Genomic DNA, 22,850 nt, shown 5'->3' with positions numbered 1-22,850 from the left:
GGCAATGGAGCTGACGAATGTGGAACTTGATTCAATCCTTGATAAAGCGGGGCTTGAGCTCGCGCAACCGTATGATGAGAAAGGGAAATACCTAAAGGGCCAGTACCTGTTCACTCGCTGCAAGACGTGTGGGACTCAGGCTCATTACCGTCTCAAGTACATCTTGGATAAAAACGATATAGGCGAGAAGGTTTGCCGCGCTTGCTACTGGACGGACTGGTATGCCGATTGCCGCGTTTTGAGAGACGAGGCGATTCAATCGTTGCTTTCTCAGGGTTACAGTTATAACGACCTGGTTAAACAGGGCGTGATGGACGAAGGAACCGCCTTGCGTCTTTCCCAGGCGCGCGATCTTGCGGAGGAAAACGGTTTCGATCTGATCGACCTTATCTCTGGAAAGCAATCGGGGGATGACCTGCTGCTTGTGAAGTGTCGCGCGTGCGGCAAGCAGACGGTCGAGCGCCCCGGTGATGTTGTGTACGGTTGTACCTGTAAGGGCAAAGGGCCGAGCATCTCATAAGTGAGTCTTTGTCAAGGAGCCCTTATGCTAATAGACGAGGGCGCCATGCAGATTACTTGCACGGCGCACTCGTTGCGGTCGAGGCAAGAAAACGGCTATCGATAAAACACGTCGAACTCGATCCTGTAGATGCGGGCGTTGTCGGGGCCGGCGTCAATTGTGCAGTGGTGTGTTCTGGCGAGGACGTGCGCTACGATGTTGTTCATAGCTATCAAGACTTGCTCAATGTAATTCAGGGGACCGAGTAATTGGCTATATGTTTGAGGTGGGCGCAGATGCCGTGGGTTGTTTGCGCTCTTCTTCTCTTGCGAAACGATATGCATCCCATGTCTCCACGAGCGCGTACACTCAATGGCAATGCAGCCGGCATCGGCCGCGTGCCATTTGAGAAAGAAGGTCCGTCATGGAGCTTAAGAAGATCGATGCTCAGGAATTTGCAACCCTGCCTAATTTCGACGTGGAATACAAGGATTCTGCCTACGCAGGGGAGATGAGCGAGAAAGCTTACAACGTTCTTGCCAATGCCTGCGACGACGCCCAGAGCGGCTACTTTGAAGAGATGCTTCAAGACCTCTACCTCGACCAGGCTCTCCTTGCGCGCGAGATGGATGCCAAAGGCGCTTTTGCGTGCATCGTCAAACGCCTGTATGAGCACGGCGTGGCCAGCGGCGATGCCGGTTGCTGCTGCAACCTGGCAAATCTCTATCACAATACGAGCGGGCGGGGGAGTGCGGAGGATTACACCCATGCGGTTGAACTCTACGAGCTGGGCTCCGATCGCGGCGACACGCAAAGCATGATCAACCTGGGCTACATCTATTACTACGGCCGTGGGTGCGAGAGGGATTACACACGTGCCTACGAGTGCTATGCTCGCGCGGCGCTCACCGACACCAACCCCGAGGCCTGTTGGAAGCTCGGCGACCTCTACGCCTCGGGTAAGGGCGTGCGCAAGAGCGACCGTATTGCGTGGCAGCTCTATTCAAAGGCTTACGAGCTTGCCGGCAAGAGCCCCCTTGCTGCCCGCGCGGCGCACCATATGGCCGATTACCTCATGTGCGGTATCGACGGCGTGATGGGGCCCGATCCCGAGCGCGCGCTCGGCCTCTACGTGCAGGCAGAGGTAGGCTACTACCATCTGATCGATGCGGGGCTTACGTACTATCAGCGTCAGCTCGACCAGTCTATCGAGGGCCAACGGCTCGCACGCGAGGCGCTGCAAGAGCGCCATCTAGACATCTGCGCAGGGGGTAATCGACCCCCATATCGTGTATCCCTCGTGTTGCCTACGTTAGCTGAAGCTTTGCTCACCAAAGTGGCTTGCTATCTGCTATCATGCTTAGGCTGTGCGTCTTTATGCGGGCGTGGCGGAATTGGTAGACGCGCCAGATTTAGGTTCTGGTGGGATTCCCGTGAAGGTTCGAGTCCTTTCGCCCGCACCAATCGCACGAACTTTGTTACCAAGGGCTATCGGCACCCGACGTTTGCCGAGCAGGTTTTATAGGAGGAACGTTGAACATCACCGCTTCTGACGTGCAAGACGCCAAGCTTACCGCTACGGTCACCATCCCGGCCGCCGATGTAGATGCCGCCATCAAGAAGGCTTACAAGGACGCTGCCAACAAGTACCGCTTCCCGGGCTTCCGCGCTGGCCGCGCTCCGCGTCCCGTCATCGATAACATGCTGGGCAAGGAGGCCACCCTCGCTCAGGCCACCAACGACATCCTCGCTGCTAACGAGCCTGCCGTTCTCAATGAGCTGGATATCGTTCCCCTCAAGGAGGGCGATTACAAGGAGCTGGACCTCGTCAAGGATCACGAGGACTACACCTACACCGTGACCTTCTCTCTGCGTCAGTCCGTCGAGCTCAACTCCTATGAGCCCGTCGAGATCGAGATGCCTCCCGCGGAGGTCACCGAGGGCGAGATTGACGCTCAAATCGAGATGCTCATGGGCTATCACGCCACCTTCGAGGAGGTTGACCGTCCCGTCCAGAACGACGACTACGTCACCGCCGCCGTCAAGGACATCAAGGGCGCTACCCGCTTTGCTGGCGAGAATCGCATGTTCGTTGTTGGTTCCGAGAACTTCCCGACCGAGGTCAACGAGGGTCTCGTGGGCATGAAGAAGGACGAGTCCAAGGAGATCTCCTGGACTCTCATGGGCGAGGACGCCGAGGAGATCACCATTGAGGTCACCATCAACAACGTCAAGGAGCGCAAGCTCCCCGAGCTCACCGATGAGTTCGTGAAGGAGAACTTTGGCTTCGACACCATCGCTGCCATGCGTGACGGCGTTAAGGAAGAGCTCGAGGGCGACAAGACCTCCAAGCTCCCCGGCCTCAAGGAGAATCGCGCCGTGGCCGCTCTGTCCGAGCGCCTGGAGCTCGAGAAGGTCGACGAGGATTACGAGCAGTCCGTCTTCTCCGAGCTTGGTCAGACCTTCCTGCAGAACCTCTCTTCTCGCGGCATGACCCTCGACGTCTGGCTGCAGGCCTCCGGCCTCACTTCCGAGGCCTTCATCGCTGACCTGCATCGTCAGGCTAACGATGTTGCCCGTGAGTCCCTGGCTCTCGACGCTCTTGCCCGCCACCTGGAGATCGAGGTCTCCGACGAGGATGTTGACAAGGAGTTTGTCGACGCTGGCGTCGAGGACGTCGAGGCTTCCAAGGCTCAGTTCGTGGCTGACGGCCGTATGCCCGCCGTGCGCGACTCCATCCGTCGTTCCAAGGCTGTTGACTGGTTGGTCGAGAACGCCAAGGTTACCGAGGTTGACGAGTACGCCAAGAAGGACGCTGAGTAACTCTCGCTCCTAAAAATAGGCTATGATACCGGCAAGCCGGTATATCTGTACGGTGCTTCGACTCTGCGCTCCGGCGCATCCGGGGCACCGTACGTTTCTATCGAGTATGTATGAAAGGAGTTGCCATGCAGCACATTCAGTCTTCGCTCGTGCCCTATGTTATCGAGCAGACCCCGCGCGGTGAGCGCAGCTACGACATCTATTCGCGCCTGTTGAACGATCGCATCATCTTTTTGGGTGAAGAGATCAACTCCGTTTCTGCCAACCTGGTGATTGCCCAGCTGCTTCACCTGGAGAGCCAGGATGCCGAGAAGGACATCTCGATCTACATCAATTCGCCTGGCGGCGAGGTCACGGCCGGTCTGGCTATCCTCGACACCATGAACTTCATCAAGCCGCAGGTCTCCACTATTTGCGTGGGCATGGCTGCTTCTATGGCTGCTGTCCTGCTTTCTTGCGGTGCTCCGGGTAAGCGTTTCTGCCTGCCCAACTCGCTCGTGATGATTCACCAGCCCAGCGGTGGCGCCCAGGGCCAGCAGACCGAGATCGAGATTGCTGCGCAGCAGATCAAGGCCACTCGTGCCAAGCTCAACAAGATCTTGGCCGATACCTCTGGTCAGCCTTTCGAGAAGGTCCAGGCCGATACCGAGCGCGATCATTACCTCACCGCCGATGAGGCTCTTGAGTATGGTCTGATTGACCGCATCGTTTCTTCCCGCGCCGAGGCCGCGAAGGGAACTAACTAACGATGGCAAAGAATACGACGCCGGATCAGGACAACTTCGCTCCTATCCATTGTTCGTTTTGCGGCAAGACCCAAGACCAGGTACGCAAGCTCGTTCGCGGTCCCAGCAATATCTTTATTTGCGATGAGTGCGTAGCTGCCTGCTCCGAGATTCTCGAGGAGTCGCTTGCCCAGGACTTTATGGCCCAGGGCATGCCTGACCTTTCCGAGCTCGAGCAGGAGTTTGAGGTTGAGGACGAGGGCTATGAGACTCCGGTCGCCTCGAGTCTCATCAGGCGCGTGCCCACCCCGCACGAGATTTACGATGAGCTCTCCGCTTATGTGATGGGTCAGGAGGACGCCAAGCGCGCCATGTCCGTGGCGGTATACAACCACTATCGCCGCGTACTTGAGGGCGAGGCTGCATCTGAGAATGCGACCGACGACGCTCCTTTGGGCAAGCATGCGGTCGATGCTGCGGATGACGTGGACACCGTCGAGCTTGCAAAGAGCAACATCTTGCTGCTTGGTCCTACCGGTACCGGTAAGACCCTGCTTGCACAGACGCTCGCGCGCATTCTTGAGGTTCCCTTCGCCATTGCCGACGCCACTGCTCTTACCGAGGCTGGTTACGTGGGAGAGGACGTGGAGAACATCCTGCTTAAGCTCATCACTGCCGCCGATGGCGATATCGAGCGTGCGCAGATTGGCATTATCTACGTGGACGAGATCGATAAGATCGCTCGCAAGGCCGAAAACCTCTCCATCACGCGTGACGTTTCGGGCGAGGGCGTGCAGCAGGCGCTTCTCAAGATTCTCGAGGGCACCGTTGCGAGCGTTCCGCCTACGGGTGGACGCAAGCATCCCCAACAGGAGCTTTTGCAGATTGACACCACAAACATCCTGTTTATCTGCGGTGGTGCCTTTGTGGGCCTGGATAAGATCATTTCTGACCGCGTGGGCAACAAGGGCGTTGGCTTTAACTCCGAGATCGCCGGCCCCTCTTCCACCGATGAGAACACCCTGCTTCACCAGGTGCTGCCCGAGGACCTCAACGCCTTTGGCATGATCCCCGAGTTTATCGGCCGTACGCCGGTGATCACACAGACCTGCGCGCTTTCCGAGGACGACTTGATCTCGATTCTTACCGAGCCCAAGAACGCCATCGTCAAGCAGTACCGCCGCATGTTTCGCCTGGAGGGCTGCGAGCTTGAGTTTGAGCCCGAGGCCCTGCGCGAGATCGCCAAGCTGGCACTCGCACGCAAGACGGGCGCTCGCGGCCTTCGCTCTATCTGCGAGGACCTGCTGCAGCAGACGATGTTCGACCTCCCCAGCGAGGAGAATGTTGTCAAGGTCGTGGTGACTCCCGCCGCCGTGCGCGGTGAAGAGCAACCGCGTCGCATCATCGCAGCGTAAGCGCTCGCGAGGCGGCTCGCCGCGGCTCACACGTATCAACGGGTTCAAGAGGTTCACCCTTTTGAACCCGTTTTTTGTTGCCGTGCGTACCGCTGCTTTTGTGTCGTTGACGTGTGGTATTCTTCTATGGGCGCCACGTGTGGCGCGCTCATTTTTTATTGCTACGAAGTACTTGACGCCCGGGAGAAATCCCGTTTGCCTTTCGTAGATTCTGCACGAGCCGAAGGCGCCGGTGGCGCCTTCGTGCGAGCAGGACTTGACCGAGCGAAAGGAAAACGGGATTTCTCCCCGAGAAGGGGAGCGAGATATGACTGAAGAAATGCCAAAGGTTTACGACCCGTCTGAGAACGAGCCCAAGATCTTGCAAAAGTGGCTCGATGGCGGCTACTACAAGCGTCGCGCTGGCGTGGGCGACTGCACCGTCACCATTCCGCCCCCCAATGTCACCGGTAAGCTCCACATGGGTCACGCTACCGACGACTCTATCCAGGATGCCATCATCCGTATGGCGCGCATGCGCGGTAAGTCCACGCGCTGGGTGCTCGGTACCGATCACGCGGGTATTGCCACGCAGACCAAGGTCGATAAGAAGCTCAAGAGCGAGGGCATCAGCCGCCTGGAGATCGGTCGCGACAAGTTTATCGACGCCTGCTGGGATTGGACCCATGAGTACGGCGGCATCATCGTCGAGCAGATCAAGCGCATGGGCTGCTCGGTCGACTTCGACAACGAGCGCTTTACCATGGATGCCGATTATGCCGAGGCCGTGCGTCGCGTGTTTTGCGATTGGTATCATAACGGCTTGATCTATCGCGGTAAGCGCATCGTCAACTGGTGCCCCAACTGCACCACCGCTATCTCGGACGACGAGGCCGAATACCATGACGAGCACGGCCATCTGTGGCACCTGCGCTACCCGCTCACCGAGCCGGTGAATGGTCAGGATTACATTGTTGTTGCCACCACGCGTCCAGAGACCATGCTGGGCGATACCGGCGTGGCCGTCTCTCCCAAGGATCCCGAGAAGGCCGCCTTTGTGGGCAAGACCGTCAAGCTGCCTATCGTCGACCGCGAGATCCCCATCTTCTCCGATTACCACGTGGACGCGAACTTCGGTTCCGGCTTCGTCAAGGTCACTCCCGCGCACGACCCCAACGACTATGCTATGGGCCAGGCTCACAACCTGCCGCAGATTAATATCTTTGACGAGCATGCGGTGGTCGTCAAGGGCTACGGCGAGTTCTCGGGCATGAACCGAGATGAGTGCCGCGAGGCCGTTGTCGCATGGTTCGAGGAGCACGGCCTGCTCGATCACGTTGAAGATCTCGACCACTCCGTTATGCATTGCTATCGTTGCGACGCTGCGCTTGAGCCCTGGCTTTCCGAGCAGTGGTTTGTCGCTGTCGATAAGCTCAAAGGGCCGGCGCTCGATGCCGTCAACTCCGGCAAGGTGACGTTCCACCCCGCGCGCTGGACGCAGACCTACACCACTTGGATGGAGAACCTTAAAGACTGGTGCATCTCCCGCCAGCTGTGGTGGGGCCATCGCATCCCTGTCTTCTACTGCGACGACTGCGGTTGGGAAGATGCCCTGCTCGAGGATACCGACGTGTGCCCCAAGTGTGGCGGACACCATGTGCATCAGGACGAGAACGTGCTTGATACCTGGTTCTCTTCTCAGCTGTGGACCTTTGCCACCCAGGGTTGGCCGCAAAAGCCCGAGCAGCTTGAGGGCCATCATCCCACCACGGCACTTGTCACCGCGCGCGACATCATCGCCTTGTGGGTTGCTCGCATGATCATGAGCTCGCTGTACTTCCTGGACGAGGTCCCCTTCAAGGACGTTGTCATTTACCCGACGATTCTTGCCAAGGACGGCAGCCGCATGTCCAAATCTAAGGGCAACGGCGTGGACCCCATGGACCTTATCGGTATGTATGGCGCCGACGCTATGCGTTTCAACCTGCTTACGCTGTGCACCACCAATCAGGACGTAAAGTTCGACGCCAATATCGATAAGAAGACCAAGCAGCTCATCGACAGCCCCCGCACCGATCAGGCAAAGAGCTTTGTAACCAAGATTTGGAACGCAAGCCGCTTTTTGCTTATGAACATGGAGGGCTACACGCCCGGCGAGCCTGTGGCAGAGACCGCAGCCGATGCCTGGATGTTCAGCCGCCTGGCCAAGGCCGTGAAGATGGTTACCGAGGGTATCGAGAACTACACCTTTGGCGACATGGCGCGCGGCGTTCAGACCTTCTTCTGGAATGAGGTCTGCGACTGGTACGTCGAGGTAACCAAGGCGCGTCTCAAGGACGATTCCACCCGCCTGCAGGCTCAGCGCAACCTCATGTTCGTGCTCGATACGTCCCTGCGCCTGATGCATCCGCTTATGCCGTTTGTAACCGAGGCCATTTGGGACACCATGCCCGCCTCTGTGCTCGACGAGAAGGATGGTGTGCTCGAGCGCGCCGAGGCTTTGATGATCGCTGCTTGGCCCGAGCCCGCGAAGTACGAGAAGTTCATCGACGAGGACGCCGAGCGTTCCTTCGAGCTGCTTCGTTCCGTTGTCTCTGCTGCCCGCTCTACGCGCGCTCGCTATCGCCTGAGCCCCAAGGAGCAGCTGGTTGCCCTCGCTCGCATGGGCGTCGAGGATCAGCAGCGTTTCTCGACCATGACCGACCTTGCTGCAAGCCTGGGCAATCTGGAGCTTACGGTTGCAGGTGAGGATGCTGTCAAACCGGCTGCCTCTATCGGCGTGGTTGACGGCGGCGTCGAGGTCTTCATCGTGCTCGAGGGCAAGGTCGACCTGGCTGCCGAGCGTGCTCGCATGGAGAAGGAGATTGCCTCTGCCACTAAGGAGCTCACCGCTGCCGAGCGTACGCTTGCCAACGAGGGCTTTGTGGCTAAGGCTGCCCCCGAGGTCGTGCAAAAGAAGCGCGACCGTGCCGCCGAGCTCAAGGAGACTATCACCGCTCTCCAGTCCCAGCTCGCCGACTTCGAATAACAGATGTGACAGAAAGTCGACAGGTTTAATTCGTCACATTTTCATCACTTGTCCACATGTGGGGACTCGATGTGAAAATGTGACAGAATAAACCTGTCTTCTAAGTGTCACGTTTTGGGTAATTGAGAGCGCGCTGGCTTGGCTGGCGCGCTCTTTGTTCATCGCCAACGAAAGGTCTTGCGCCCTATGTATACGGTTCCGTTTTCCTATCCCGTGCTTTCGTTCGAGAAGGCTGTTTCGCTTGCCTGCGATACCGGCGTGATTTCGAGCGATGCGGGACCGTTGCTGGAAACGGTCGTCGAGATGCTCGATGAGCTTGAACGACCGGATGCTCACTTTGATTGCATTCAGATTGCAGGTACCAACGGCAAGACCTCTACGACCCGCTTTACCGCAGCGATTCTTCGCGGCGAGGGCCTGCGTTGTGCGCTCTATACCTCTCCACAGCTCGTCCGTTACCCCGAGCGCATGGAGATCGACGGTGCTCCCATCTCGGATGATTTGTTCACGCAGGGTATTTCGGCTGCATATGAGGCTGGCCGACGCGTTAACGAGCGACGCGCCGCGGCGGGGGAGAATATTTTTACCATTACACCCTTTGACCTGCTCACGGTGGCAGCTTTGACTGTTTACGCTCTCGAAGGTGTCGACGTTGCCGTGCTCGAGGTGGGCATGGGTGGCCGCTGGGATGCCACGAGCGCTACCGACCCACATGTTGTTGCCATCACCGGCATTGGTCTCGATCACATGCGTATCCTGGGTAACACGCTTGCCGAGATCGCAGGAGAGAAGGCTGCCGTTATCAAGCCGGGACGCTCTGTCATCTTGGGCGAGGGCGTGCATGAGCCCAGTGTGTGGCGCGTTATGGAGGATCGTTGCCATGAGTGCGAGGTTTCACCCGTCGTGTCCTCGCATGAGATTTTGAAGCGTCCGGCGCATTTGGGCGACACGCTTGATTTTGCCTGCGAGACTTTACGAGCCCGTTATGAATGTTCCCTCTATAAGCCTCTCTACCAGGCGCAAAATGCATCGTGTGCCATTTTTGTTGCGGAGGAGTATTTGGGCCGTGCCCTCGACACGGAGGCGTTGGACGCTTCGCTTGCCGCATGTCCTACGCCTGGTCGCTTTGATGTGCTGCAAAACGAGCCGCTGATTCTTATCGACGCTTGCCATAACCCGCAGAGCTGCGAGAATTTTGTCTCCTCGCTTGACGAGATCAATCCCAATGCGGCGCTGCGCCCTCTGTTGCTTACCGCGGCCCTTGCCGATAAAGACGTGAGCGGTATTGTCGATGTTTTGGTTCCTGCGTTTCCGCGCATTGTTGTGACACAGACGATGAGCGATCGAGCGATTCCCGCCCAGGACCTGGCTCAACTTGTTCTTGATAAGCTTGAGGAGCTTGGCCGTCCCTCCTCCGATCTGATAGAAGTCGTGCCGTCCGTATCGGATGCGGTGGAGCGTTTGGCCGCGGCGGGGGAGGCCTTTGTGGCTGCCGGCACCATCACCCTTGCCGGCGAGGTCGCGGGCATCATGCGTGGCTAGCCTTTCGCGTTTGCCTGCGCGCGGGCAAATTGTTCTTTAAGGTTCAACCTCAAGTCAAATTAACCTTAAAGTTGAGGTTGAGATATGGTGCATCTGTATAGAACCTTGAAGCTCAGGTTGAAGTTGAGTCGTAACGCTATACTGATATCGACGAAATAACGACTATCAAGGTGGTACGTCTCCTATGCATGTGTATTCGGCAACCTCTAACTCCCGTAAGAGTGGCTTTGCGCGCATCGCGTGCGTTGCCGGTCTGACGGCTGTGCTTGTGGGGGGAAGCTGCCTGGGTGTGGCTCCGCGTAGCGCATATGCTGCCACCGCGCAGACCGAGGCAGAGCTTGCAGCTTTGACCCAGCAGGTTAACTCTGCTGCCACCACGTATCAGCAGGCAACCGATAGGGTCAACGAGCTCAACGAGCAGATCAGCGAAATGGCTGATGAGATTCTGGATTTCGAGCAGAACAAGCTGCCTGAGCAGCAGCAGAAGGCATCTGATGCTGCGGCCAATCTCTATAAGCTGCACGTTGCATCTCCCAATGTCATGTCGATGCTGCTCAATTCCGCTTCTCTGGGCGACCTTATCACGCAGGGCAAGTACCTCACCACTATTCAGGACGACAATACTGCCGAGCTCGAGCGCCTCAATGCTATGCATGAAGAGCTTGAGTCAAAGATGGAAAAACTCTCTGCAGCTAAGGACGAGGCCGAGCAGGAGCAGCAAAAGGCTTCCGACGCCTTGACTTCCGCTCAGTCCGCTCAGGCCCAGATGGCAGCTCGCGCACAGAGCGAGGATGCCGCTGAGGCTGAGGCAGCTCGCAAGGCCGCCGAGGAGGCAGCCGCTACGACCGCTCAGATGCAGCAGCAGGGTAGCGTCTCTAGCTCTAACGGTAGCAGTCAGGGCAGCAATGCTGGAAATGGTGGAAATGCTGGGAGTGCTAGCTCCGGTTCTTCGACTCAGCAGCCTTCCGGTACCGGCGGTTCTTCTTCTGGCACTACGTCCACGAGCAGCTGGAAATCCGGCGTTGCTTCGTATTACGGCATCGGCGATGGCTTTATGGGTGGCACGACTGCGTCTGGTGCTATTGTTACCGAGTCTTCGATGGGCGTAGCCATGCTCAACGTGCCGCTCGGCACCTATGTCGAGATCAGCTATGGTGGACGTTCTGTTATCGCGGTGGTTAATGACCGCGGCCCGTACGTTCATGGGCGTGTGATCGACATGCAGCCCGCTGTGGCGCGCGCGCTCGGGTTCCTTTCCGTGGGCGTGGGCACTGTTCAGTACCGTTTCCTCTAAGGCGACTGCTTACATAAAACGTCAAAAGGACCGTCGATTGTATCGGCGGTCCTTTTTCATCAGCTTTCGTCAAATGGCAGAATGTGACAGATTAAACCTGTCGTCTTTTTGTCACATATCGACTAGCTGTCACGGAGGGTGATGGGGGCGTGAGAGTAGCTGTTGAGAATCTCTACGCCATCTTCGGTGACGAGGGCTAGGTCTTCGATGCGCACGCCGGTGCGGCCGGGAAGATAGATGCCCGGCTCGATGGAAAACGTCATGCCTGGCTGTACCGTATCGGTATTGGCAAGCGAGACGTCGCCCGGCTCGTGGTCTTGCAGGCCAATCGAGTGACCCAGGCGGTGCGTGAAATACTCTCCGTAGCCTGCCTGCTCAATAACGTCGCGTGCAGCACGATCGAGGTCGCAGAACCGCACACCGGGGGCAATGAGCGCCTCGGCGGCTTCGTTTGCGCGGCGTACCACGTCATAGACGCGCGTCGTCTCCTCGTCGGGCTCTCCCCAAAAGAACGTGCGCGTCATGTCCGAACAGTAATTGCGGTAGCGTCCACCGATATCGAACAGCACCACATCGCCTCGCTTGAGCACAGTGTCATCGGGCTCATGATGCGGGTCGCTCGCATTGGCGCCAAAGCTCACGATGGGAGGAAACGAGAACGCGTTGCAGCCGTGGTTGCGATAGAGCTCGAGCATCTGATCGGCTATCTCGCGCTCCGTTACGCCTTCGTGCACAAGCTGGATGGCATCGGCTATCACAGCGTCGTTTGCAGCGGAAGAGATACGCATCAGGTTTTGCTCTTCCTCGTCTTTGATTGCTCGCGCGGCGGTGACGGCAGAACTTCCCAGGAAGAATTCGCTTGCGGCATGGCGCTCGATCAGGGGCATCAAAAAGCCGGAGCGCATGACTTCATCGATTCCGAGCGGCTTTGCGGGATCGATTTCTTGCGCGATGGCTTTGGCAACAACATCGGTATCGGTATGGTAGGCAACGCGCGCGTTTTCATACTCTGGTAGCTGATGCAAAGCGTTAACCATGATGACGGGCTCTTTGCCGCGCGCAAGTAGCACACCGCAAAAGCGCTCGAACATATCGGCATAAAACCCCGTGAGGTAATAAATCGACCACGGATCATTAATCAATATCTGGGCATCGGCATGCGATGCTTCAAGATTCTTCAGCATGCGCTCGACGCGCTCCATATTCACCTGTGCCATGAGAAAACTCCAATCGGGTTTACTGCATCGTGATGCTTGGATGGGCAATTACTTTACGGGACCGCTCACAATCTGCGAACCAGCGTCTTCGAGCAGCACATCCTCCGGTGTGCAATTGAGCTCGCGAGCAAGAATCTCGACGACGCGGCTTTGGCAAAAACCGCTTTGGCAGCGGCCCATCCCCGCACGGCAACGGCGCTTAACGCCTTCGACCGAAACCGCCCCGGGTGTGCGATGGATGGCTGCGATGACCTCCGCCTCGGGCACGGTTTCGCAGCGGCAAACTATCTTTCCCCAGAAATGGTCTTTTTGGATGAGCTCGTCTTGCGCGTCGATATCCAGCTGGTCAAAGTCGACTGGCGGCCGACGGAGGGGCTGATAGTCTGCACGCTCATGCAGTACGGCTCCGTCTTCGCGCAGCAGCCCCTCGACCTTTTGAGCAATGGCGGGCGCGCTCGCCACGCCGGGCGACTGAATGCCTGCGACTTGAATAAAACCGGGCACGAGTGTGGAGCGGCGGATGAGGAAGTCGTTGAGGCCATCGATGACGGCGCGTCCTCCGGCAAAGGCGCGGATTACACGGCGCGTATCGAGCGAGGGAGCGAGTTTTTGCGCTCCGTCCAGCAGCTTTTGCATATCGGCTGCATAAGTGTCGGTATCGCCTGGCTCGCGGATGGCGGCGGTGGCGGTGACAACCGTGTTGCCGTGAACGGTTCCGGTAACGATCACGCCCTTGCTCACGGGAGTGGGGGTGGGGTAGAGCGGCATGTACGGGTGCACCTCGCGGTCGAGCACGAGGATATTGCCTTGTCTCCATACGAGATTGAATTTCTCGGCACCTGCCATGCGCGAGATTTCGGCGCAACCGTTACCTGCGGCGTTGACGATACGCCGTGCCCAGAGACTTCCGGCGCTCGTCTCGATCTCGAATCCATCATTTTTCGCCGCGATTTGCGTGACCTTGTGACCGCGTAGGAAATCGACTCCATTCGCTGCGGCGTTTTCTGCGGCGCTGATCGCAACGTCAAAGGGGTCGACATAGCCCGTCTGCGTACACCAAAGGGCGGCAACCGCCATCTCGCTTGCACGGGGCTCGAGTTCGTGGATGCGCTTGGGACCAACGATTGCAAGACCGCGTACCCCGTTTTTCACGCCCTGTGTGCGCAGGCGATCGAGCGTGTGCCTATCTTCGTCATTAAATGCGAGAACCATGGACCCTGGACGCTCGAAAGCAAAGCCGAGTTCTTGGGACCATTGGGAATAGAGCTCGCATCCACGTGCATTGACCTGGGCTTTCATAGAATCTGGCTTGGGGTCGTATCCACCGTGGACCAGCCCGCCGTTGGCCTTGCTGCTGCCGCACGCAATATCGTTTGCGGCTTCGACCACGGCGACATTCACGTCGTAGCGGGCAAGCTGGCGAGCGATACAGCATCCAACGATACCGCCGCCGATAATTGCGATGTCATAGCGTTGCATGAGGCCTCGATTCCCTGATGCCGAACTCTGCCTTCCATGGTACCCCATGTAGGCTATTAAAATCGTCGTTTGGGCATACGGACCGCTGACGCATCGCTAGGGATTCTTGCAGATATTTTCCCGGTATCTATGTCAATAGCGTGTCTGCATTAGGAGATTGGCGAGAGGGGGAGTAGAATAGCAAAGCAATTCTGACCTTCCTGCTCGCTGGGGGATTCGAAAGGTAACTCGCATGTCTAAGTACATCCAAGAGCTCATGTCGCCGCAACTCATGATGGCGATTTATCTGTTCGTTGGTTTTATCGCCGCTCTGTACATCCTTTCCGTGGTGTATGTGTTTATCGATGCCAAGCGCCGTGGCGTTAACGCTTTTTGGGCCTGGGGCATCGTCTCTCTTATCCCGTTCGTGGGTCTTATCGCTTATCTGGTGCTGCGTCCCAACTCTTATATTGCAGACCGCGAGGAGCAAGAACTCGATATGGCGCTGCGCGAGCGCCAGCTTGCCCAGTACGGCAGCTGCCCCAAGTGCGGCAGCCCCATCGAGAAGGACTTTGTGGTGTGCCCCGTGTGCAACACCCAGGTGCGCAACGTCTGCCCCAGCTGCCATCGTCCCCTCGATGCCCACTGGAAGGTGTGCCCCTACTGCCGAACTCACATTCAATAGCGCACGCGCCGCTTGCCGGTTGTAAAAGTGCGCCAGTGTTTGCCCGCCGCTCCAACACGGAGCGGCGGGCACTTGTATAATCATCGCTTGCGTAACGTGAGCGATTACTCGATACGGAAGGAACAATCGTATGAAGGCCCTCTATAACGATGGAACGGTGGCCGAGCTGCCCGAGGACGAGGTAACGCACGTTGTTCGTCACTCTGCTGCCCATGTCATGGCCCAGGCTATCAAGCGCCTCTATCCCGAGGCCGATTTTGCCTATGGTCCTGCTACCGACAACGGCTTCTACTACGATATCGATTTGCCCGATGGCCAGAAGATCTCCGAGAACGATTTCCCCGCCATCGAGGACGAGATGAAAAAGATCGTGAAGGAGAACCTCAAGTTCAGCGTGTACGAGCTGCCCCGCGCCGAGGCTATCGCCCTTATGGAGGAGCGCGGCGAGAAGTATAAGGTCGAGCACATCGGCGACCTCGATGAGGACGCTCGCATCACCTTCTATCAGCAGGGCGAGTACATCGACATGTGCGTCGGTCCCCACGTCTGCTATACCAAAGCGCTCAAGGCCTTCAAGCTCACCGGCGTTTCCGGTGCCTATTGGAAAAACGACAAGGACAACAAGATGCTCACGCGCGTGAACGGCGTTGCCTTTGCCACCAAGGAGGAGCTTGACGAGCACATGCGCCTGCTCGAGGAGGCCAAGAAGCGCGACCATCGCAAGATTGGCGCCGAGATGGACCTCTTCATGATGCGCGATGAGGCACCGGGCTTCCCGTTCTTCTTGCCCAACGGCATGGTCCTTAAGAATACCCTGCTCGATTACTGGCGCGAGATCCATCACGATGCCGGCTACGTCGAGATTTCTACGCCGCTTATCATGAACAAGCAGCTTTGGAAGACCTCCGGTCACTGGGATCACTACAAGGACAATATGTACTCCACCCTTATCGATGACGAGGAGTACTGCATCAAGCCCATGAACTGCCCTGGTGGCGTGCTTGTGTACGCCGCTAAGCCGCACTCTTATCGCGAGCTGCCCATTCGTGCGGGCGAGATTGGCCTTGTCCATCGTCATGAGCTGCGCGGTGCCTTGCATGGCCTGTTCCGCGTTCGCTGCTTTAATCAGGATGATGCGCACCTGTTTGTACGCCCCGACCAGCTCACCGACGAAATCGTGGGCGTCGTGAATCTGATTGACTCCGTGTACCAGAAGTTTGGCTTCAAGTATCACCTGGAGCTCTCCACGCGCCCCGATGACTCCATGGGCTCGGATGAGGACTGGGAGCGTGCCGAGCAGGGCCTGCGCGATGCCCTCAAACAGCTTGGCAAGGACTACGAGGTCAACGAGGGCGACGGCGCCTTCTACGGCCCCAAGATCGACTTCCATCTGGAGGATTCGCTCGGTCGTACCTGGCAGTGCGGTACCGTGCAGCTGGACTTCCAGATGCCTATCAACTTCAACCTCGAGTACACCGATGCCGATGGTTCCAAGAAGCGCCCCATCATGCTGCATCGCGTGTGCTTTGGCTCCATCGAGCGCTTTATTGGCATTTTGATCGAGCACTATGCGGGCAAGTTCCCCACGTGGCTTGCTCCGGTGCAGGTGGATGTCCTTCCCGTCTCTGAGAAGAGCCGCGCCTACGCCAACGAGGTCGCAGCTAAGCTCGATGCCGCTGGTATTCGCGTGAAGGTCGATAACCGCGACGAGAAGATCGGCTACAAGATCCGCGAGGCTCGCGGTATCGATCGCGTTCCCTATATGCTCATCCTGGGCGAGAAAGAGGCCGAGGCCGGCAACATTTCCGTTCGCGATCGCTCCAACGAGACGGTTCCCTCCACGGTCGACGAGTTTATCGCCAAGGTTACCGAGGAGATTCGCACGCGCGCGTAGTGCTTTTGTGCGATTCTGCCTTGGCGAACGAATGATGTAATTGATGCGCCCGGCGGATTTATTCCGCCGGGCGTTTTGCGTATAGGTCGATAGAGGAGTTTTTTTGACTGCGCTGGAACATTATGCAAATCGGCTGCATGCCCGCGCCGTGCGGGTGTGCGAGGCAGCAAGCTCTCTGGAGGCGCTGCGGAAGGTTGGTATCTTGAGGGAGGGCACCGTTGTTGGTGTCTTTGTAAACGGAGAAGTTCCCGAGATATGCAAGCCTGCGTTTTCTTTGGTGGGCGAACCACCGCTCTTTTTCCTTGAAGATGCCGTGCATGGCGAGCATCTTCGGGTGCCCGATATGCGTTCGTTGGCTGCTGCCGCGCATGAGGCGCATGCCTCTTTGGTGCTCGATATCTCCAGTCTTACTTCATTTGGTTGTGATCCGCTTGATGCCGGCGCATCGGTTTGCGTTGAGCGCTTGCGCGCCGGGGTCTATGCAGTTTGTGTAGCACGCTCGGGAAAGCGAGGTCGTGTTTTCGACTCGTATGCCGAGCAGGCATTCCGTTCGCTCGTGCCAGAAGGAGATATCTCTCCCGCCTGTCGGGATGCTCTTGAGCACGTGTGCAGCTCTTCGTATCAACAAAGTCTTCAGAAGCGGTTTGACTTTGCGCGTGCCTTTGCTGAGTACGCCGCGGCGAATCCGCTAATTGATTCCTGCTGGTATCCGGGGCTAGCTTCGCATCCCGACCATGCTGCCGCAGCAAGCCTGCTTCGTCATGGTTTTGGCTCTCTTGTTTCTATTGGACTTTCTGGCGAAAGCAGTTCACTTCGAGTTTTTCAGCTTCTTGGCGGCACCGAGGCGGAACAGTTACATCTTTTGGGTGGCACGACGGTGACTCTTATAAAAGGGGAGAGCGGCTCATATCTTCTTTTCAACATGGGTGAAGGTAACGTGTTCGAGCTTATCGATCAGGTTGATAACGCTCTTCGTAAGGTTTGAGTTAGCTAATCAGATAGCGTCACCGTGCGGTGTATACGCTTGCGCTCATCGTTTGCTTCTGGGGAGGGGCGGCAATGTTCTTTGATAGCGCCGATATTGTTGAGAGCGTCTTTTTAGGCGTGGCGCTTGCCATGGATGCCATGGCGGTCACGCTGGCCAACTTGCTGGCAGAACCTCATATGCCGAAGGCAAAAAAGATTGCCATGCCGCTTGCATTCGCCGTCTTTCAGATGGCCATGCCCGTGCTTGGATACTTTGGCGGTATGCTGGTGGCTTCGTATATCGATGCCTATGCCGGTATCGTTTCGTTTGTTATCCTCGGCATCGTGGGCGGCAAGATGATTTGGGAAGCGTTACAGGAGATGCGCAGCCCAGGTGAAGCCGCATCCTCGCACCTTACCTGGTGTGGGCTCTTTGTCGAATCCATCGCCACCTCCATCGATGCCTTTATCGTTGGCGTTTCGTTTGCCGCAACGGGTAAGAGCATTGTCCTGTACGGCTCGATGATCGGTGCCACGACCTTTGGATGCTGCCTTGCGGTGCTTGTGCTGGGCAAAAAGCTTGGAGAGCGTTTTGGCGTCCATGCTCAGGTGGCGGGCGGCGCGGTGCTGGTTTGCATCGGTCTTAAAGCGCTGCTCATCTAATTTCTGCAAAGGGATAGTGACTGCTTGGATGCGCCATTTAGCCTGCGTACCAAGTTTCATCTCCGGTGTCGAAGACTCCGTGGACTTTAGGCAAAAAGCTGTTTTGTCATGGCGTCGCGCGTTAAGATAACAAAGCTATATATAGGGCGCGACGGTAGGGCTGGGTCCACGAGGCTTGCAGCTAGTCGTCGGCGATGTTAGAAGGAGAAACATGGCAACGTTCTTTCCCGGTGAGTCCCACACTTTTTCTGAGTATCTGCTCGTACCTGGCTATTCCTCATCGGAATGCATCCCCAACAACGTTTCTCTCAAGACGCCGCTGACGCGTTTCAAGCGCGGCGAGAAGCCCGCAATCACCCTTAACATCCCCATGGTTTCGGCCATCATGCAGTCCGTTTCCGGCGTGGACATGGGCGTTGCCCTGGCCACCGAGGGTGGCATGTCCTTCATTTACGGATCTCAGACCCCCGAGTCCGAGGCCGCTATGGTCAAGGCCGTTAAGGATCATAAGGCCGGCTTCGTCGAGTCCGATTCCACGCTCACCCCTAAGATGACGATGTCCGAGGTCATGGCCCTTAAGGAGAAGACGGGCCACTCCACCATGCCCGTCACCGACGATGGCACCCCTCGTGGCAAGCTTCTGGGTATCGTGACCAGCCGCGATTACCGTCCTTCCCGTGACGATCACTCCGCTTTGGTCGAAACCTTCATGACCCCGCGCGAGAAGCTCATCGTGGGCGACAAGAATATCACCCTTAAAAAGGCAAACGACGTCATCTGGGAGAACAAGCTCAACGCTCTTCCTGTCGTCGATGATTACGATCACCTGATTGGCATCGTGTTCCGCAAGGACTATGACAGCCACAAGACCAATCCCAACGAGCTGCTTGATTCCAACAAGCGCTACATGGTTGGCGCCGGCATCAATACCCGCGATTATGCTGAGCGTGTGCCCCTGCTGGTCGAGGCCGGTGCCGATGTCTTGTGCATCGACTCTTCCGAGGGCTTCTCTGAGTGGCAGAAGCGCACCATCGAGTGGGTCCGCGCCAACTACGGCGAGGATGTCAAGGTAGGCGCCGGTAACGTTGTCGACGCCGAGGGCTTCCGCTTCCTGGCCGACTGCGGTGCCGACTTCATCAAGGTCGGTATCGGTGGCGGTTCCATCTGCATTACCCGCGAGACCAAGGGCATCGGTCGTGGCCAGGCCACCGCTCTGATCGACGTTTGCCGTGCTCGCGACGAGTACTTCGAGGAGACCGGCGTTTACGTGCCTGTGTGCTCCGACGGCGGCATCGTTTATGACTATCACATGACGCTCGCGCTCGCTATGGGTGCCGACTTCATGATGCTCGGCCGTTACTTCGCTCGCTTTGACGAGAGCCCGACCGATCGCGTGAACGTCAACGGCCAGTACATGAAAGAGTACTGGGGCGAGGGCTCTGCGCGCGCCCGCAACTGGCAGCGCTATGACCTGGGCGGCGCCGCGAAGCTCAGCTTTGTCGAGGGTGTCGACTCTTATGTGCCCTACGCCGGCTCCCTTAAGGACGGCGTCAACGGTACGCTCTACAAGGTCAAGTCCACGATGTGCAACTGCGGTGCGCTTTCCATCCCCGAGCTGCAGGAGAAGGCCCGCCTAACCCTAGTTTCCTCCACCTCTATCGTCGAGGGCGGCGCCCACGACGTCGTGGTCAAGGACACTCAGCAGACGGTGAGCTATCGCTAAGCGCACCTTCAATTGGTGCATCTGCGGTACCGAGAAGCCCGTCTGTTTTGAATGGGTTTCAAGCAAAGGCTGAATTTTCGCCACGTTATTGAGATAAAGCGAGATGCCTGCAAGTCGCAGGCATCTCGCTTGTCGTATTTGCTATCATCAACCAAGTTAACCCTAGGGTCGGTCGGCCAGGCTTTGCTCGCTGCAAGTTCCGCACGAGCCGAAGGTCACTTAATGTGGCCTTCGTGCGAGCAGGACTGTCCGCAGCGGTGAGTAAAGCCTGGCCGACCGACCCCAATCAAGTTAAAAGGAGCCGATATGTGCGACTGCACAGATCATAAGGAAGAGATTCCTGCCTACGATGCGAAAACCATTGAGGAAAAATGGGTGAAGGCCTGGGACGACGAGAACCTTTTTGCCGTCGATACCGATCCGGCTAAGCCCAAGAAGTACGTGCTCGAGATGTTCCCGTACCCCTCGGGCGACCTTCACATGGGCCATGCGCGCAACTACACCATTGGCGACGCCATGGCGCGCCAGGCTCGCATGCGTGGCTTTGACGTGCTGCATCCCATCGGTTTTGACGCCTTTGGCCTGCCCGCCGAGAACGCCGCTATCAAGCACAATACCCAGGCTGCGGCTTGGACCTATAAGAATATGGATCAGGCGCTCGCCACGATGAAGCGCATGGGCTTTTCCTATGACATGGATCGCTTGGTCAAGACCTGCAGCCCCGATTACTATCGCTGGGGCCAGTGGATTTTTGAGAAGCTTTGGGAGCGCGGACTGGTCTATCGCAAGAAGAACCCGGTCAATTGGTGCCCCAAGTGCGAGACGGTACTTGCTAACGAACAGGTGACCGAGGGCCGTTGCTGGCGTTGCGATTCCGAGGTGGAAAAGCGCGATCTCGAGCAGTGGTACATCAAGATCACTGCGTACGCACAGGAGCTCCTCGACGACCTGGAGAAGCTTCCCGGTTGGCCCGAGCGCGTCAAGCAGATGCAGGCAAACTGGATCGGCCGTTCCGAGGGCGCCGAAGTAGACTTCACCCTTTGCGATGCCGAGGGCAACCCCATCGAGGGCGACGAGGGCAAGATCACCGTCTTCACCACGCGTGCCGACACTCTGTTTGGCAATACGTTCTTCCTGCTTGCGCCCGAGTACAAGGGCCTGATGGAGATGGTCGAGGGTACCGAGTACGAGGACGCTGTGCGCGAGGTCGTAGAGGGTGCCAAGCACATCTCTGCCGTCGAGCGCGCTCAGGGTACCTTGGAAAAGCATGGTGCCTTTACGGGTCGCTATGTCGTGAACCCTGTTTCTGGTGCCAAGGTGCCGGTTTGGGTTGCCGACTACGTCATCTCCGACTACGGCACCGGTGCCGTTATGGCCGTTCCCTGCGGCGACCAGCGCGACTTTGAGTTTGCCAAGAAGTACGATCTTCCCATCGTGCCCATCATCCTCTCCGATGACGACCCCTTGTATGACCAGCTCAAGGACGAGAAGTCCACGGTTGTCACCTCGGTTGACTGGGATGAGGCCCTTACCTGCGAAGGCACACTTGTCCAATCTGGTAAGTACACCGGCATGGTGGGTGGCAAGCACTCCGAGGGCGAAGCGGCTATCGTCGCCGACCTCGAGGCTGCCGGCACCGGTAAGCGCTCCGTGCAGTATCGCCTGCGCGACTGGCTCATCTCGCGTCAGCGCTACTGGGGCAACCCCATCCCTGCCATTCACTGCGAGCACTGCGGCATCGTTCCTGTTCCCGAGGACCAGCTGCCGGTGACGTTGCCCGAGAACCTCGACCTCGGTGCTGGCGAGACGCTTGCCGAGTGTCGCGATTTCTACGAGACCACCTGCCCGGTGTGCGGTGCCCCCGCTCGTCGTGAGACGGATACCATGGATACCTTTACGTGTTCCAGCTGGTACTATCTGCGCTATACCGACCCGCACAACACCGAACTCCCGTTTAGCAAGGATGCCGCGAACCATTGGATGCCGGTCGATAACTATATCGGCGGTATCGAGCACGCTATCCTGCATCTGCTCTACAGCCGCTTCTTTACCAAGGCGCTGCGCGATATGGGTTTCCTCGATGTGGACGAGCCTTTCACCAACCTGCTGTGCCAGGGCATGGTCAAGGACGAGAACGGCGACACCATGTCCAAGTCGAAGGGCAACGTCGTACCTCCTTCGAGCGTGATCGAGCCCTATGGTGCCGATACCATGCGCTTGGCGATTCTCTTCATCGCTCCGCCCGAGAAAGACTTCGACTGGGATCCCAAGGCTGTGGCCGGTGCCAATCGCTTTATCAAGCGCGCCTGGAACATCGTGTGGCGGCTTGCAAACGATGGCGACGCGAACGCTGTGCTCGACACGTCCGTGTTCTCCGATGCCGACATGAAGCTCTATCGCGAGCGTCATCGCACGATTGCCCGCTGCACCCAGGACTTTGACCGTCAGCAGTTCAACACGGCAATTTCTGCCGTAATGGAGCTCGTCAATGCCGCTAGCACCTATCTCAATGCCGTGGCTGCTGGCGAGCGCAACGCTGCTCTGTGCAGGCTTGTTGCCACCGACATCGTGTCGGTTTTGGCTCCCGTGTGCCCCTTCTGGGGAGACGAGCTGTGGCATGAGGCCCTTCACAACGAGGGCAGCGTCTACACCGCTCCTTGGCCGGAGTTCGATTTGAGCGAGGCCGTTGAGGACGAGGTGGAGATTGCAGTCCAGGTGCTCGGTAAGATGCGCGCACACACTAAGGTTCCGACCGGTGCCACGCCCGAGCAGATGCAGGCGGCCGCCGAAAGCGTTGCCTCCAAGTGGCTTGAGGGCAAGACGGTCGTCAAGGCCATTTGCGTTCCCGGAAAGCTTGTGAACCTGGTGGTTAAATAGCGATTTGTGCAAATAATGTGATGCAAATCGGTGCCGCCAACGTTGGTATCATTTGATTTCTT

At 57.7% G+C, this 22,850-nt stretch carries 16 protein-coding genes, 1 tRNA gene and 1 pseudogene; 15 read left to right on the top strand and 3 right to left on the bottom strand.

Annotation, left to right across the window (positions count from 1 at the left end; translation table 11 throughout):
• Window positions 1-4: 4 nt before the first annotated feature.
• Window positions 5-520 carry a hypothetical protein gene (locus HF320_RS05425; RefSeq protein WP_169277377.1) on the top strand — a complete coding sequence of 172 codons (516 nt, stop codon included), beginning with the start codon at window positions 5-7 and terminating at the stop codon, window positions 518-520.
• A 232-nt stretch (window positions 521-752) separates the two neighbouring features.
• Here the strand turns inward: HF320_RS05425 and HF320_RS05420 are convergent, their stop codons facing one another.
• The gene (locus HF320_RS05420) at window positions 753-1,268 is read right to left on the bottom strand and encodes a hypothetical protein (protein ID WP_169277376.1); all 516 of its coding nucleotides are present in this window, start codon (window positions 1,266-1,268) and stop codon (window positions 753-755) included.
• Window positions 1,269-1,316: 48 nt separating this feature from the next.
• On the opposite strand from HF320_RS05420, the pseudogene HF320_RS09205 reads away from it, so the two are divergent.
• The 8 genes and pseudogenes from HF320_RS09205 to HF320_RS05380 form a co-directional block, all read left to right on the top strand.
• Window positions 1,317-1,508, top strand: a pseudogene (locus HF320_RS09205) (tetratricopeptide repeat protein); the annotation flags it as partial.
• 370 nt (window positions 1,509-1,878) lie between these two features.
• Window positions 1,879-1,962 (top strand) — tRNA-Leu (locus HF320_RS05410).
• Window positions 1,963-2,032: 70 nt separating this feature from the next.
• On the top strand, window positions 2,033-3,322 hold the full coding sequence (tig, locus tag HF320_RS05405) for a trigger factor (protein ID WP_169277375.1): 1,290 nt from the start codon (window positions 2,033-2,035) through the stop codon (window positions 3,320-3,322).
• A 125-nt stretch (window positions 3,323-3,447) separates the two neighbouring features.
• Window positions 3,448-4,068, top strand: coding sequence for an ATP-dependent Clp protease proteolytic subunit (locus HF320_RS05400; protein WP_022386948.1), 621 nt, complete (start codon window positions 3,448-3,450; stop codon window positions 4,066-4,068).
• A 2-nt stretch (window positions 4,069-4,070) separates the two neighbouring features.
• Window positions 4,071-5,462: an ATP-dependent Clp protease ATP-binding subunit ClpX gene (clpX, locus tag HF320_RS05395; RefSeq protein ID WP_169277374.1), complete on the top strand. Its 1,392-nt coding sequence runs from the start codon at window positions 4,071-4,073 to the stop codon at window positions 5,460-5,462.
• A 307-nt stretch (window positions 5,463-5,769) separates the two neighbouring features.
• Entirely contained in the window at window positions 5,770-8,469 is a 2,700-nt protein-coding gene (locus HF320_RS05390; protein ID WP_169277373.1) for a valine--tRNA ligase, read from the top strand.
• A 186-nt stretch (window positions 8,470-8,655) separates the two neighbouring features.
• Entirely contained in the window at window positions 8,656-10,011 is a 1,356-nt protein-coding gene (locus HF320_RS05385) for a bifunctional folylpolyglutamate synthase/dihydrofolate synthase (RefSeq protein ID WP_169277372.1), read from the top strand.
• 184 nt (window positions 10,012-10,195) lie between these two features.
• Window positions 10,196-11,305, top strand: coding sequence for a septal ring lytic transglycosylase RlpA family protein (locus HF320_RS05380; protein WP_169277371.1), 1,110 nt, complete (start codon window positions 10,196-10,198; stop codon window positions 11,303-11,305).
• A gap of 122 nt (window positions 11,306-11,427) precedes the next feature.
• Here the strand turns inward: HF320_RS05380 and HF320_RS05375 are convergent, their stop codons facing one another.
• Together HF320_RS05375 and HF320_RS05370 are read right to left on the bottom strand one after the other, a co-directional pair.
• Entirely contained in the window at window positions 11,428-12,522 is a 1,095-nt protein-coding gene (locus HF320_RS05375; protein ID WP_211158957.1) for a M24 family metallopeptidase, read from the bottom strand.
• A gap of 48 nt (window positions 12,523-12,570) precedes the next feature.
• Window positions 12,571-14,001: an NAD(P)/FAD-dependent oxidoreductase gene (locus tag HF320_RS05370; RefSeq protein ID WP_169277370.1), complete on the bottom strand. Its 1,431-nt coding sequence runs from the start codon at window positions 13,999-14,001 to the stop codon at window positions 12,571-12,573.
• A gap of 232 nt (window positions 14,002-14,233) precedes the next feature.
• Here HF320_RS05370 and HF320_RS05365 point away from each other — a divergent pair, with 232 nt between their 5' ends.
• The 6 genes from HF320_RS05365 (at window position 14,234) to leuS (ending at window position 22,788) form a co-directional block, all read left to right on the top strand.
• Entirely contained in the window at window positions 14,234-14,665 is a 432-nt protein-coding gene (locus HF320_RS05365) for a double zinc ribbon domain-containing protein (RefSeq protein ID WP_022386941.1), read from the top strand.
• A gap of 130 nt (window positions 14,666-14,795) precedes the next feature.
• Entirely contained in the window at window positions 14,796-16,559 is a 1,764-nt protein-coding gene (gene thrS, locus HF320_RS05360; protein WP_169277369.1) for a threonine--tRNA ligase, read from the top strand.
• Window positions 16,560-16,662: 103 nt separating this feature from the next.
• Window positions 16,663-17,544 (top strand): PLP-dependent aminotransferase family protein, encoded by an 882-nt coding sequence (locus HF320_RS05355; protein ID WP_169277368.1) that lies wholly within the window; start codon window positions 16,663-16,665, stop codon window positions 17,542-17,544.
• A gap of 74 nt (window positions 17,545-17,618) precedes the next feature.
• A complete protein-coding gene (locus tag HF320_RS05350; protein ID WP_169277367.1) occupies window positions 17,619-18,188 on the top strand; it encodes a manganese efflux pump MntP in 570 nt (189 codons plus the stop codon).
• A 211-nt stretch (window positions 18,189-18,399) separates the two neighbouring features.
• Window positions 18,400-19,911: an IMP dehydrogenase gene (locus HF320_RS05345; protein WP_169277366.1), complete on the top strand. Its 1,512-nt coding sequence runs from the start codon at window positions 18,400-18,402 to the stop codon at window positions 19,909-19,911.
• Window positions 19,912-20,217: 306 nt separating this feature from the next.
• The gene (gene leuS / locus HF320_RS05340) at window positions 20,218-22,788 is read left to right on the top strand and encodes a leucine--tRNA ligase (protein ID WP_169277365.1); all 2,571 of its coding nucleotides are present in this window, start codon (window positions 20,218-20,220) and stop codon (window positions 22,786-22,788) included.
• The last annotated feature ends 62 nt before the right edge of the window (window positions 22,789-22,850 follow it).

The organism is Collinsella acetigenes (genome assembly GCF_012844445.1).
GTDB lineage: Bacteria > Actinomycetota > Coriobacteriia > Coriobacteriales > Coriobacteriaceae > Collinsella > Collinsella acetigenes.
The sequence above is the reverse complement of the archived record's forward strand: the minus strand, read 5'-3'. Positions and strand labels throughout refer to the sequence as shown.

Coding starts and splice junctions, on each gene's coding strand:
- HF320_RS05425 (WP_169277377.1), top strand. CDS start 5: ATGGAGCTGACGAATGTGGAACTTGATTCAATCCTTGATAAAGCGGGG.
- HF320_RS05420 (WP_169277376.1), bottom strand. CDS start 1,268: ATGGGTGTAATCCTCCGCACTCCCCCGCCCGCTCGTATTGTGATAGAG.
- HF320_RS05400 (WP_022386948.1), top strand. CDS start 3,448: ATGCAGCACATTCAGTCTTCGCTCGTGCCCTATGTTATCGAGCAGACC.
- clpX (WP_169277374.1), top strand. CDS start 4,071: ATGGCAAAGAATACGACGCCGGATCAGGACAACTTCGCTCCTATCCAT.
- HF320_RS05390 (WP_169277373.1), top strand. CDS start 5,770: ATGACTGAAGAAATGCCAAAGGTTTACGACCCGTCTGAGAACGAGCCC.
- HF320_RS05385 (WP_169277372.1), top strand. CDS start 8,656: ATGTATACGGTTCCGTTTTCCTATCCCGTGCTTTCGTTCGAGAAGGCT.
- HF320_RS05380 (WP_169277371.1), top strand. CDS start 10,196: ATGCATGTGTATTCGGCAACCTCTAACTCCCGTAAGAGTGGCTTTGCG.
- HF320_RS05375 (WP_211158957.1), bottom strand. CDS start 12,522: ATGGCACAGGTGAATATGGAGCGCGTCGAGCGCATGCTGAAGAATCTT.
- HF320_RS05370 (WP_169277370.1), bottom strand. CDS start 14,001: ATGCAACGCTATGACATCGCAATTATCGGCGGCGGTATCGTTGGATGC.
- HF320_RS05365 (WP_022386941.1), top strand. CDS start 14,234: ATGTCTAAGTACATCCAAGAGCTCATGTCGCCGCAACTCATGATGGCG.
- thrS (WP_169277369.1), top strand. CDS start 14,796: ATGAAGGCCCTCTATAACGATGGAACGGTGGCCGAGCTGCCCGAGGAC.
- HF320_RS05350 (WP_169277367.1), top strand. CDS start 17,619: ATGTTCTTTGATAGCGCCGATATTGTTGAGAGCGTCTTTTTAGGCGTG.
- HF320_RS05345 (WP_169277366.1), top strand. CDS start 18,400: ATGGCAACGTTCTTTCCCGGTGAGTCCCACACTTTTTCTGAGTATCTG.
- leuS (WP_169277365.1), top strand. CDS start 20,218: ATGTGCGACTGCACAGATCATAAGGAAGAGATTCCTGCCTACGATGCG.